We start from the raw sequence: 13,448 nt of genomic DNA, 5'->3' as shown, positions 1-13,448 counted from the left end.
TTACTTTTAGATTTTTTCAATAGAAACTGGAGCGTATTTGTATGAAGGCTCCTTAGAGTATGGATCATATATAGAAAGCGTTAAATTATTTGTTTCTATATAGTGAATAGGTGCATATAAGACATCATGTGGCAGAGTATCTGTAGTCAATGCTAAGAATTTACTACTTCTACCATTTATAGATTTAACTAAAACTTCATCTTGTGACTCAATACCTAACTCTTCACCAAGAGTCTTAGAGATATAGATATATGAGTTATCTGAAGTTGAGTCATTAACATATGCAATCTCTTTTGTTCTAGTTTGAGTATGCCACTGTCCAACAGTTCCTCTTCCAGTATTTAGAACATATGGATAAGTTTCATTTGTAGGAACAGGATTTTCCGCTACATCTTCAAATACAAATTTAACTTTTTTACTTGGTGTATAGTACTCTCCATTTTCAAATAGTCTTCTTTCATTGTCAACTAAAGTTTCTCCCTCTTTAAATGGCCACTGAACACCATACCCATTTTCTAAAAGTTTATAAGTAACTCCAGTCATATCACAAGGAGTATCCTTTGTAACTTTAACCATTTTATTGAAAACTGCTTCAGGAGTTTCCCATCCGTCTAAAAGTTTTCCCATACCCAAAGCTTTTCCAATATTGTATATAACTTCAAAATCACTAAAAGATCCTTCAGGTTTAGGAATAACAGGATTTAATTTAGATATTCTTCTCTCTGTATTAATAAGTGTTCCCTCTTTTTCGATTCCAGAAACTACTGGTAGGAAAAGGTCAGCAAGTTCAGAACTATCAGTATTTGGATATAGATCTTGAACAACAAAAAGGTCTAAATTTTCCACAGCTTCTTGGAATTGAGTATTGTTAATCCATGAGTGTCTAGGGTTTGTACAAAGAATCCAAAGTGCTTTTATCTCTCCAGTGATTATTTTTTCAATGATAACATTATAAGGAAGTGTAGGTTTTGTTGGGAAAATAGCTGGATCTAATCCTAAAGCATCTCCAACAATCTTTCTCTTAACCTCATCAGCGTATTCTCCACCACCATATAATCCAGTTGTATTACTAAAAAGACGAGATCCCATAGCATTACATTGTCCTGTGATAGAGTTTGCACCAGTTCCTGCTCTACCTATATTTCCAGTCATAACAGCCAAGTTGATTATACTTTGAGCAGTCCTAACAGCTTGGTAACTTTGATTTATTCCCATAGTCCACCAGAAAGAAACAGCATCTCCTTCATGGATAAGTTTAGCTAAAGTTAAAAACTCATCTTTAGTTATTCCTACTTTTTCCTCTATATCATCAATAGAGAATTTTGAAACATGCTCTTTAAAGGTATCAAAATTTTCTGAATATTTTTCAATATAACTGTTGTCAATCCAGTTGTTTTCAATTAAATAGTTAGCAATAGTATAGTATAAAACAATATCACTTTTAGGTTTTATACAGAAGAAATAGTCAGCATTTTGAGCTGTTTCACTTTTTCTAACATCTATAACAATAACTTTCTTATTTTTATTTTTTCTAACTCTATCCCAAATGATGGGGTGAGCTACTACAGGATTAGCTCCAGTAAAAATAATAGTATCAGAAAGTTCTAAATCATTTAGTGTATAAGGAGGGGCATCAAATCCAAAACTTTGTTTATGTGCAACCACAGACGTAGCCATACAAAGTCTAGTATTTCCATCCAGTTGTCCACCTACAAAGTTTCTAAAAACGTGACCAACTAAAGCCATTTCTTCTAAAGCTAGTTGACCAGTGCTTATACAAGCTACACTTTCTTTTCCATGTTTTTCAACGATATCCTTTAACTTATCACTAAAAAAATTATATGCTTTTTCCCATGAAATCTCCTCTCTTCCATTTTCAGTTTTTAATAGGGGATTTTTAGGAAAATCAGCTGATGTAAGTTGTTTATCTAGATTTAAACCTTTGATACAACTAAATCCTTTGTTTACAGGATATTTTTCAGTGGGAATAACTTTTTTAATTTTATTGTCTTCAACGTAGAAATCCATGTTACATGCTAATGAACAGTAGTTGCAAGTTGTTTGAATTTTATTCATATTCTCTCCTCCTTGGTATACAAGTATTATATACATATTATAATACTTATTAATAAAAAATAGTAGTGTGATTTTAATCACACTACTATAAAAAAGGTTAAAATTAATTCTAAAAATGCTTAAAAACTATTGTGTTACAAGTTCTAGCTCAACAGGAATAAACTGTGGAACTGTTTCCTTTTTTACAATTTTATCAGCTGCTTCAATTCCTTTAGCACCAATCTCTGCTGGTTTTTGAGCAACAGTTGCAGCAAGTTTACCCTCTTTAACAGCTTTCACTGCATCTTCAGTGGCATCAAAACCAACGATTATAACATCAGTTTTTCCAGATGCTTCAATAGCTTTTAGAGCTCCAAGGGCCATCTCATCATTATGAGCAAAAACAGCATTAACTTCAGGTTGTGCTTGTAAAATATTTTCCATAACATTAAGTCCTTTAGTTCTGTCAAAGTCAGCAGCTTGTTTTGCAACTATATCTAATTTATTCTGAGCAGCCTTGTTAAATCCTTCTCCTCTATCACGAGCAGCAGTTGTACCAGGGATTCCTTCTAACTCTACAACTTTATTATTTTTTCCATTTAATTTTTCAACTATGAAGTTTCCAGCTAATTCTCCACCAGCTACGTTATCAGAAGCGATATGAGTAACTACTTTTCCACCATTAGATGCTCTATCTAAAGTTATTACTGGAACTTTATTACGGTTAGCAGCTTTAACAGCTGATACAACAGCGTCAGAATCAGTTGGATTTATTAAAAGAACATCTATACCTTTAATAAGTAAATCTTCAACATTTCCTAACTCTTTAGAAGGATCATTTTGAGAATCTAAAACAACAATCTCATGCCCCATCTCTTTTGCTTTAGAAACAGCTCCCTCTTTTAAAGTAACAAAGAAAGGATTATCTTGTGTAGAAACAACTAATCCTACTTTAGCAGCTTCAGCAATTGTCCCCATACCTAAAGCAAGAACCATAAGTCCTAAAAATCTTAATTTGTTTTTCATAATTATTACACCACCCATAAAATTTATTTAGAAGATTTTTTATCAATTAAAACAGCAATAAGAATTACTAAAGCTTTAACCATCATCTGATAGTAAGATGATACATTTAAAAGGTTTAAAGCATTTCCTAAAACACCAATAATAATTGCCCCAAGAGCAGTTCCTGCAATAGTTCCAACTCCACCAGCAAGAGATGTTCCACCTAAAACAACTGCAGCGATAGCATCAAGTTCATATCCAGATCCAGCAGTAGGTTGAGCCGAACCAAGTCTAGAAGTTACGATAACTCCAGCTAAAGCTGAAAGAGCTCCACAAACACCATAAACTAAAGTTTTATATTTAGATGTATTTACTCCTGAAAGTTTAGTAGCCTCTTCATTTCCACCAATAGCATAGATATATCTACCAAATTTAATATTATTTAGTATATAGTATCCAGCGATGAAAAGAGCAATCATAATATATATCGGGATAGGAATATCAAAGAAGTAACCTCCACCAATATTATCAAAGAAATCTCCACCATCTCTTACAGGGATTGGCTTACCATCAGTGAAAACTAAAGTGGCTCCCCTTAAAAGAGTCATAGTAACTAAAGTAACTATGAAAGGTTGAAGTTTAGCATATGATATAAGTAAACCGTTAAAAATTCCAAAAAGTCCACCAATAACAATAGCAATAACAATAGCCAAAATTGGATTTACACCATTAGCTATTAAACTTGCTCCAAAAGCTCCAGTTAAAGCTAAAATAGAACCAACAGAAAGATCGATTCCACCAGTTAAAATAACTAAAGTCATTCCAATAGCGATAACTGAATTTATAGACGTTTGTCTTAAAACGTTTAAGATATTATTAACTGATAAAAACCTTGGGTTTAAAAAAGAAACTATTATAGAGAAAACAATTAAACCAATTAGAGGCTTATTGTTATATATTTTTTTTAACATTATTTATTCAACTCCTACTGCATATCTCATTATTTTTTCTTGAGTGAACTCATCTTTAGATAGAGTTCCACTTATTTTGTGTTCATGGATAACCATAATTCTATCACTTAGTCCCATTACTTCTGGCATTTCAGAAGATATCATAATAATACTAAGACCTTTTTTCTTTAGCTCGTTAATAACATCATAGATCTCTTTTTTAGCACCAACATCTACTCCTCTAGTTGGTTCATCTAAAATCAGAATTTTAGGATTAGTTAAAAGAGCTTTTGCAATAGCTACTTTTTGTTGGTTTCCACCACTTAAGTTTTTAATAATTTGATTAGGTGAAGGAGTTTTTACTCCAAATTTTTCAATATATTCATCAACAGATTTGTTTTCAGCATTTTTATTTAAACCTAATCTACTTGAAAAGAATTTTAAAGATGAAAGAGTCATATTTTCTTTAACACTTAATCCTAATACAAGTCCATCTCCTTTTCTGTCTTCTGAAACGTAGGCGATTCCATGATTTACACCAGATTCAGGAGAGTCAATAGAAACCTCCTGTCCCTCCATAAAAACTTTTCCAGAGGATTTTTTATAATATCCATATATAGTTTTTACAAGTTCACTTCTTCCAGCACCCATAAGACCAGCAATACCTAAAATCTCTCCCTTTTTTAAAGTGAAAGAGGCATCTATAACATATTTACCACAAAGATTTTCAACTTTTAAAACCTCAGCTCCAGGAGCTACAGAAACATTTGGGAACTGCTCACTTAAAGTTCTTCCAACCATTTTTTCAATAATATAGTTTTCGTCAATATCTTTAACTTCAGCTTCAGAGATAAACTTCCCATCTCTTAAAACAGTTATATCATCACAAATAGCGGGAATCTCTTTTAATCTATGAGATATGTAAATAATACTTTTTCCTTCTGATGTAAGCTCTTTAATAACTTTGAAAAGACTTTCAGTTTCCTTATCAGTTAATGCATCTGTAGGTTCATCCATAACAATAAGTTTAGCGTTTTGTGAAAGAGCTTTTGCAATTTCAACCATTTGCATCTTACCTATTGTTAAATCTTTTATTAAAGTTTTTTCACTGTCTTCAACATTAAGAAGATCTAAAATAGATCTAGCTTCTCTATGCATAAGAGTCCAATCTATTTTTCCAAAACTATTTGTAAGTTCTCTTCCTAAAAATATATTCTCAGTTATACTCATATGTTGAATTAGATTCAACTCCTGATGAATAATAGCAATACCAGCTTCTTGAGAATCTTTAGTTCCTTTAAAAGTAACTTCATGTCCATGATAGAAAACAGTTCCTGAATCTTTACTATAGATTCCAGTCATTATTTTCATAAGTGTTGACTTTCCAGCACCATTTTCTCCCATTAAAGCCATAACTCTTCCTTTATAAGCGTTTAAACAAGCACCATCTAGGGCTTTTACACCTGGGAAAGATTTACAGATATCTTTCATTTGTAAAACAATCTCTTTATTCATTTAGAAAACTACTCCTGACTTTAAAATAATATTTGCATATGGAGTACATTCTCCAGTTCTAACAATCGCTTCACTTTCTCTTGTAATCTCTTTAAACTCTGTATGAGAAACTTCAACAACTTTAGGGTTCATTCCATTTTTTTGGAAAGTTTCTAAAATTTCGTTGTAAACTTTAGGGTTAATAGTTTTAATTTCAGAAGCTAAAACAATCTCTTCAACCATCATTTCACTTAAAATTGCATCTAAAGTTTTTATAAAGCTAGGATATCCAGCTTCAATAGCTAAATCTATTCTTTTAACACCTTTTGGAAATGGAAGTCCAGCATCACAAAGTGTAATATGAGATGTATGACCTATTTTAGCAATCTCATAAGAAAGTTCACTATTTAAAAGTTTTCCTTTTTTCATAATCTATTCTCCTTTAAAATTTAATACTTCTTCAAGAGTTGGTATCGATGTTTGAGCACCAATTCTAGTAACAGATATAGCAGCAACTTTAGTTCCTCTATCAATAGCTTCTTCAAAAGTTAAACCAGAAGCAAGTCCATTTACAAAACCACCAATGAAACTATCTCCAGCAGCAGTTGTATCAATAGCCTTAACTTTGTAAGCTGGGAATGATTTTCTCTCTGTTTTACTTATAAACATACATCCTTTGCTTCCTAAAGTGACGATAAGTCCTTTAACACCTTTGTCTAAAAGGATGTTAGCAGCCTTTATAACACTTTCTTCGTCAGTAACAGGTATTCCCGATAAAATCTCTAACTCTGTTTCATTAGGAATTATATAATCAGAATTTGAAATAATCTCTTCATCTAATTTATTAGCAGGAGCTGGATTTAAAATAGTTATTTTTCCAAGCTCTTTAGCTTTTTTTAATGAATATTTAACTGTTTCCATTGGGATTTCAAGTTGAGTAACAAGAATATCACAATTTTTAATAGTATCTAAATGTCTATCTATATAAGAGTTATCTACCTCATAGTTAGCTCCAGGAACAACAATAATTCTATTTTGTCCATTATCCTCTACTATAATTTTAGCAATACCAGTAGCTTCATCACAATATTCTATGTTAGAAACATCCACTCCATCTTTTTTCATAGAATCTAGAAGAATCTTTCCCATTCCCTCTTTTCCTATTTTTCCTAGCATAGAAACTGGAGATTCCATCTTCCCCATAGCAACAGCTTGGTTAGCTCCTTTTCCACCAGGGATTTGCATGAATTTTTTACCTAAAAGAGTTTCTCCACCACGAGGTGCTCTTTCGCAAATTGTAACTAAATCCATGTTAATGCTTCCAACAACAACAATTTTTTTCATTTTAAAATCTCCTTAAAAAATAATTAATGTGACTAAATAGTGTACACAATAAGTTTAAAAAATACTCGATACTTTTAATTTAGCACACTAAAAAAGTAATGTCAATAAAATAAAAACTGAAACTTTGTGAAAAGTTTCAGCATTCTTTAGGATTATTTAGTTGGAATAGCCACCTCAACACGGTTTTTATATGCATTTTTAAGTGCACTTAAAATGTCGCCATGACTATCTCTTAAACTCATTGTGGCTCCAGCAGTTATATCAGCAACCTCTTTTTTTTCAGCGTCAGTTAATTTATTATACTTTTCTTTATCTTTTTCATTGTTACTACTTTTCTTAAGTGGTCTACCATTTACATCAGAATATAGTTTTGTGAAAATAAGTTCTAATTCATCAACTGTTTTACCTTTAAATTTTTCTTGGAAAAAATCCATTTGTTTATCCCATTCATTTCTAGGATTCATTCCGTAGCTAGCTCCACGCTCTCTTTTAGTTTTCCAGTTATCAACTTCATGGGCAATATTAGCAGGAGTATTTTCTGTTTTTCCAATAACTTTTTTAGTTTTATGGTCAGCTAAATTATGCCCTTCAGTTTCAGGCCATCCTGAAAAGTGAGGCATACTTTCGCCGTCGTAATTTGGTGTACTGACTTCTAAGGCGTCAACTACAGCATTTATAATTTTTCCATTAGCATCAAAAAGCACAGCTGCATCCACATAGTTAAAACTGTAAACCTGCTGTCCCTCACTATCTTTACCAGGACCAACTCTAAAATTTGTTGAGTGTCCTAAACCTTGATAGAGTTTAGTTTCAGCTGCAAAAGATGTAATTGATCCACAAAGTAAAAGTGCTGAAAGAGATAGAGGTAACCATTTTTTTATCATTAAAATCACTCCTTTTGAAAATAGATTAGTTACTAAGTAGTATTTATATACCTTATTTTTTTTGAAAAAACAAGAAAAAATTTTTTTCTAAAGGATTTATTTAAAATAAAGAGAATAATGTAGCATAAAAATAATTAAATACAGGAGGAGTTTTATGTTGCATAGAGGAAAAGTTTATGCGGAGAAGGAGGTTTCCAAATGGATGATTTAAAGAGTAGTAAGCTTGGATTTTGGAGTATTTTCTTCTTAGGGATAAACTCAATAATTGGATCAGGAATTTTTCTTTTACCAAATAAAGCTTATGCTGATGTAGGATTGGCTAGTTTGATAGTAATTTTGATAAACGCTGTTTTAGCACTGTTTTTAGCACTTTGTTTTGCTGAAACAGCAAGTATCTTTGATAAAAATGGCTCATCATTTGTATATGCAAAAGAGGCATACGGAAATTTTATAGGGTTTGAGATTGGAATTTTTGCTTGGTTTATAGGTATTGTGAGTTGGTCAGCAGAGATTCAAGGTTTTTTAACGGCACTTGGCGGAATATACCCCATAGCTATTGACCCTTATTATAATAAAATTTTTGTTATAGCCATAGGAATTTTTTTAGGAGTATTAAATTACTTAGGAGTTAAATTCTCAAAAATACTTAATAATCTTATAACAGTAAGTAAATTGCTACCTTTAATATTATTTGTTCTTGTAGGAATATTTTTTATAAAAGGATCAGACTTTTTCCCATTGATTCCTAAAATAGAGCTTGGTCTTTCAACTGGAAATTTAGGAGTTGCAACGTTAGTTATATTTTACGCATTTACTGGATTTGATTTATTAGCAGTAGCAGCAGAGGATATGCAAAACCCAACAAAAAATCTACCTAAAGCTATAATATGGGTTATGATATTTTGTTCCATTTTCTATTTAATGGTTATGGTAATATGTATAGGGCTATTGGGTCCTAAACTAGGAATAACCTCAGTTCCTATAGCTTCAGCAACAGCAGCAATATTTGGAAGTTCTGGTTTTTTATTTATAACAATAGCCACGTTAGTTTCTATTGGAGGAATAACAATAGCATTATCTTTTATTGCACCAAGATCGATTCAAGCCTTAGCAGACAGTAAATATGTACCAGAGGTTTTTAATAAAAAAGGTAGATTTGGAACGGCAGGATTTGCAATTTTATTAACAACAGCAATAACTGTTAGCCTAGCTCTTTATGGAGATTTTATTTTTTTAGCAAGTCTTACAGTTATAGCTCGTTTAATTGAGTTTATATCTACAGCAGGGTCTGTATTAGTTTTCAGAAAAAGAAAGTTAAAAGCACAATATAAAATTCCTTTAGGACCAATTATTCCAGTAATAGCTATAATATTATCAATATGGTTATTAAGTCAATCATCTCATGAAAATCTATTGTTTATTATAATAGGATTTATAGTTGGTGCAATCTTGTATGTAACTTATGCCAAAAAGCAGATGGAGAAACAATAAAAATAGGGAGGATATATTTGCATCCTCCCTATTTTTTTATGTCTATTTAAATTTTGTTTTTGAGATTTCTTTTTTATTTTGTAAAAAAAAATGTACAAAAATTTAAAAAGATACAAAATTTCAAGGAAAATGATTGGGGAATCTGAATATTTAAATAAACAATTGGGAGAGATATATATGGATAATCTTAGGGAGGATTTAATAGTTATCAATGAAAATGACATTTTATATCTAGCAAGTTATGTAGGTAAATTGATATTGGAATCTGGTGGTGAAACTTATAGAGCAGAGGATATGGTAGATAAAATATGTAATCACTACGGTCTTGAGTCAAATTCATTTGCAGTTTTATCTAGTATTCTAACAACAATAAGAGGAAGAGAAAGAAGATTTTTTACAAATATAGAAAAGATAAGGATGAGAACTATAAATGTAGAAAAAATTTCTAAACTTAGCTCGTTAGTAAGAGATATAGATAGTTATACTTTTAAAGAGTTTCTTGAAAAAGTAAAAGAGATTGATGATGAAAAAGCATATGGTTTTCTTTATGTACTATTAGGAAATTGTATTGCAGCAGGAGCTTTTGCTTACTATTTTGGCGGAGATAGAGGTAGCTGTATCGCTTCAGTTATCGGAGCTATTTCAATATCATTTTTAGGATACTTTGCTGCAAAATTAATGATAAATAAATTTTTTTTAAATTTAGTTGGTGGTATGGTTTGCTCCTTCTCAGCATATATATGTTTTTTATTTGGAATAATTCCAGAAATTTCAGTAACTATAATTTCAACATTGATGTTGTTAGTACCTGGAATTGCATTCACAAATTCGATTAGAGATTTAATAACAGGAGATTTAGTTTCAGGAATTGCAAGAGGAGTGGAAGCCTTTATGGTAGGAACCGCTTTAGCTATAGGATCTGGAATAACTCTATCCATTATAAAAACATTGGGAGGATTATTATGAAGGTAATAATAATTCAGGTTATATCTTCGATTATTGCAACTTATGGTTTTGGAATAATATTTAATGTAAAAGGTGTGAAGAATTTATATGGAAGTTTTGGTGCTGGAATAGGATGGCTAGTATATAGTTTATTAAGTGAAAAAGGGTTTACATACTTCATATCTTATACAGCAGCTTCCTCGACAATAACAATATATTCTGAAATTTTATCAAGAAGATTGAAAGTACCAACAGTTTCATTTTTATATCCTTGCATGATACCTTTGGTTCCTGGTGGAGGAATTTATTATACAATGTACTATATAGTACAAGATAGTCTATCCAAAGCGGTAGAAAAAGGAATAGAAACCTTTATTATTTCAGGATCAATTGCAATTGGGATTTTAACAGTATCAACATTTTCACAAGTGTATTATTATATTATAAAGAAAAAAACAAAAGAAAATTTGTAAGAGGAGTTTCACTATGGGGATTTTAAAGGTTTATATACTAGCTATTGTAACAGGATTTGTAACAGGGCTTATAACAATACCGTATAGATGGCTAATAGAAAAATCAGCTGATATTAGGGATTTGATTTTTAATTTAAACAATCCATTCTACTATTTAATGTTAGGTTTTATTGGAATATATATTATAGGTATTTTAATAGGCAAGATGGTAGAGGATAGTCCGCTAATTACAGGAAGTGGTATCCCCCAAGTAAGAGCACAGATATATGGAAGAATAAAAGTAAAGAATCCAATAAAGAGTTTAATTTTTAAATTCTTAGGTGGCGTTTCTGGAATTTCAGCAGGATATTCTCTTGGAAGAGAGGGACCTTCTGTACAAATGGGAGCTCTTATTGGTGAAACGATCTCTCAAGTGTTTAAAGTTGATAGAGTTGAAAGAAAATATTTAATAATGAGTGGAGCTGGTGCGGGATTATCATCCGCTTTTACAGCACCACTAGCTTCTGCAATTTTTATAGCTGAAGAGTTGCAAAAATATTTTAATTCAAGATTGACAATTTTTTCTTTTTTAGGTTCGATAGTTTCTGGGTATATGGCAGCTAAGTTTTTTGTAAAAAATGATTATTTAGATATAGTTATAAATTATCCTCAAAATTTGAATTATTTTGAATATTTATATATCTGTATAGCTTTTGCAATATTTATAAGTTTAGTTGGGAAGAGTTTCTCTTTTCTTTTAATTTATTTTCAAAAATTAAATCGGAAAATAAAAATATCGATGTACATAAAAGTATTTTTTTATACTCTAATGGTTATAGTAATTGGAATTTTTTATAAAGATTTAACTGCTGGGGGAGAAAGTTTTTTAATAAGAGAGGGAATGGTCAATGATCTCTCTATTGGAGCTTTAATCTTTTTTATAATTTTAAAACTTTTATTTACTACATTATCTTATTCTACTGGATTTCCAGGTGGGATATTTTTACCTCTTTTAGTTATTGGAGGTTTGTCAGGAAAACTATTTGGTTTAATCTTATTATATTTTAATCTGATTGATATTAATAATCTAGGTGTATTTATATTTTTAGGAATGGCTTCAGCTTTTGTGGTTGTAGTTAGATCACCAGCTACAGGAATTATTTTGATACTGGAGATGACGTGGGATTTTACACTGCTTCCAAGCATGGTAATTGTAGCTGGATTAGCCTATACGATTAGTAACTTATTGGGAGTTGAACCTATATATGATCGCTTATATAAAACGCTAATTGAAAAGGATGATAATGAGGAGATTGTAGAATTAGTTTTTGAAGTGGGAAGTGAATCATATTTGATAGGAGAAGAGATTGGGAAACTAGAACTACCAGGAAATCTTAAAATAAAATCTATTGAGAGAAAAGGGGAGTCCATAAAAATTAATTCAACAACAGAGATTGAAAAAAATGACATCATAGGAGTTCCTACTTTGAAAAGAGATATTGAAAAGTTTTATGACTCTTTGAGATCATTAGCTCGAGAAAATTAAAGGAAAAAATAGAATATAAAAAGATACAACTTTTTAAGAAGGAAATAGATAACTGAAAATGAACAATAGAGTGACAATAATAAAAAATATTTTATAGGAGGGTTTGATTATGGCTACTAGTACTAGTACAACTAACAAACAGTTGACACTATTTGGATTTTTTACAATAACAGCCTCAATGGTTATGGCTGTTTATGAATATCCGAGTTTTGCAACTTCAGGATTTTCATTGCTTTTCTTTTTACTTTTTGGAGGATTATTTTGGTTTATTCCTGTAGCACTTTGTGCAGCTGAAATGGCAACAATTCCAGGATGGGAAACTGGTGGAGTTTTCACTTGGGTTTCTGAATCTTTAGGTGAACGTTGGGGATTTGCTGCAATCTTCTATCAGTTTTTTGAAATAACAGTTGGCTATATTCCAATGCTATATTTTATCAATGGATCATTATCATACCTATTTGATTGGCCAGGATTAAATGTAAATCCACATTTAAAACTTATTTCAATTTTAATTGTGTTCTGGATTTTAACATTCTCACAATTAGGAGGTACTAAATACACAGCTAAGATAGCAAGAATTGGATTTATCTTTGGTATTGTAATACCAGCAATAATTTTAATTGGTCTTGCAGGAGCTTATGTTGTAGCTGGAAATCCAGTTCATATGGAAGTTAGCTGGAAAGCATTCTTACCAGATTTTACTAATGTAAACTCTCTAGTTATCTTAGTATCATTTATTTTAAGTTATATGGGTGTGGAGGCTTCAGCTTCTCATGCTAATGAAATGGCTAACCCTAAAAAACAATATCCAATAGCGATACTTATGTTAGTTATTGTAGCTATAGTTATAAGTTCTGCAGGTGGATTATCAATAGCTACAGTTATTCCAGTAGATGAGATAAACTTAAGTGCAGGGGTTAATCAGACTTTTGCCATATTAATTAATCACTATGGGAACAACTTAGATTGGATTGTTAGAATTATAGCTGCATTTATTGGTCTTGGAGTTTTGGCTGAAGTAAGTGCGTGGATAGTTGGGCCATCAAGAGCTATGTATGTAGCTGCACAGAAAGGTATTTTACCTTCAATATTTAAAAAAGTTAATAAAAATGATGTGCCAGTTCCTTTGGTAATGTTCCAAGGTGTTATTGTAACTATTTGGGCAATTATTTTAACATTAGGTGGAGGAGGAAATAATATGTCCTTCATGACAGCTATGTCTTTAACAGTTGTTATCTATTTAATGACATACTTCCTACTATTCATAGGTTATTTAACATTA

Annotated in this window: 12 protein-coding genes; 5 read left to right on the top strand and 7 right to left on the bottom strand. The window is 31.1% G+C overall.

Annotated elements, in window-relative coordinates:
• Positions 1-6: 6 nt before the first annotated feature.
• The 7 genes from ACRC8M_RS09725 to ACRC8M_RS09695 form a co-directional block, all read right to left on the bottom strand.
• Entirely contained in the window at positions 7-2,076 is a 2,070-nt protein-coding gene (locus ACRC8M_RS09725) for a molybdopterin oxidoreductase family protein (RefSeq protein WP_438528964.1), read from the bottom strand.
• A 126-nt stretch (positions 2,077-2,202) separates the two neighbouring features.
• The gene (gene rbsB, locus ACRC8M_RS09720; RefSeq protein WP_438528963.1) at positions 2,203-3,081 is read right to left on the bottom strand and encodes a ribose ABC transporter substrate-binding protein RbsB; all 879 of its coding nucleotides are present in this window, start codon (positions 3,079-3,081) and stop codon (positions 2,203-2,205) included.
• A gap of 23 nt (positions 3,082-3,104) precedes the next feature.
• Positions 3,105-4,031, bottom strand: a complete 927-nt coding sequence (gene rbsC / locus ACRC8M_RS09715) for a ribose ABC transporter permease (protein WP_256691789.1) — start codon at positions 4,029-4,031, stop codon at positions 3,105-3,107.
• Between the two features lie 3 nt (positions 4,032-4,034).
• Positions 4,035-5,525 carry a ribose ABC transporter ATP-binding protein RbsA gene (rbsA, locus tag ACRC8M_RS09710; protein ID WP_438528962.1) on the bottom strand — a complete coding sequence of 497 codons (1,491 nt, stop codon included), beginning with the start codon at positions 5,523-5,525 and terminating at the stop codon, positions 4,035-4,037.
• Positions 5,526-5,933: a D-ribose pyranase gene (rbsD, locus tag ACRC8M_RS09705; protein ID WP_438528961.1), complete on the bottom strand. Its 408-nt coding sequence runs from the start codon at positions 5,931-5,933 to the stop codon at positions 5,526-5,528.
• Between the two features lie 3 nt (positions 5,934-5,936).
• Complete coding sequence (gene rbsK / locus ACRC8M_RS09700; RefSeq protein WP_438528960.1) at positions 5,937-6,848, bottom strand: ribokinase; 912 nt, start codon at positions 6,846-6,848, stop codon at positions 5,937-5,939.
• A 152-nt stretch (positions 6,849-7,000) separates the two neighbouring features.
• Complete coding sequence (locus ACRC8M_RS09695) at positions 7,001-7,732, bottom strand: FMN-binding protein (RefSeq protein ID WP_438528959.1); 732 nt, start codon at positions 7,730-7,732, stop codon at positions 7,001-7,003.
• 198 nt (positions 7,733-7,930) lie between these two features.
• Here ACRC8M_RS09695 and ACRC8M_RS09690 point away from each other — a divergent pair, with 198 nt between their 5' ends.
• From ACRC8M_RS09690 to ACRC8M_RS09670, 5 genes are all read left to right on the top strand, one after another.
• Complete coding sequence (locus ACRC8M_RS09690) at positions 7,931-9,223, top strand: APC family permease (protein WP_438528958.1); 1,293 nt, start codon at positions 7,931-7,933, stop codon at positions 9,221-9,223.
• A 177-nt stretch (positions 9,224-9,400) separates the two neighbouring features.
• Positions 9,401-10,189: a threonine/serine ThrE exporter family protein gene (locus ACRC8M_RS09685; protein ID WP_438528957.1), complete on the top strand. Its 789-nt coding sequence runs from the start codon at positions 9,401-9,403 to the stop codon at positions 10,187-10,189.
• The gene (locus tag ACRC8M_RS09680) at positions 10,186-10,641 is read left to right on the top strand and encodes a threonine/serine exporter family protein (protein ID WP_438528956.1); all 456 of its coding nucleotides are present in this window, start codon (positions 10,186-10,188) and stop codon (positions 10,639-10,641) included. Before ACRC8M_RS09685 ends, ACRC8M_RS09680 begins: the two co-directional genes overlap by 4 nt.
• 13 nt (positions 10,642-10,654) lie before the next feature.
• Positions 10,655-12,166, top strand: a complete 1,512-nt coding sequence (locus ACRC8M_RS09675; RefSeq protein WP_438528955.1) for a chloride channel protein — start codon at positions 10,655-10,657, stop codon at positions 12,164-12,166.
• 109 nt (positions 12,167-12,275) lie between these two features.
• A partial coding sequence (locus tag ACRC8M_RS09670) for an amino acid permease (protein ID WP_438528954.1) occupies positions 12,276-13,448 on the top strand: 1,173 nt, incomplete at its 3' end.

It is taken from the genome of Cetobacterium sp., from assembly GCF_051653945.1.
GTDB lineage: Bacteria > Fusobacteriota > Fusobacteriia > Fusobacteriales > Fusobacteriaceae > Cetobacterium_A.
Note: the sequence above shows the minus strand (reverse complement) of the source record. Positions and strands in the feature narration are given on the sequence as shown.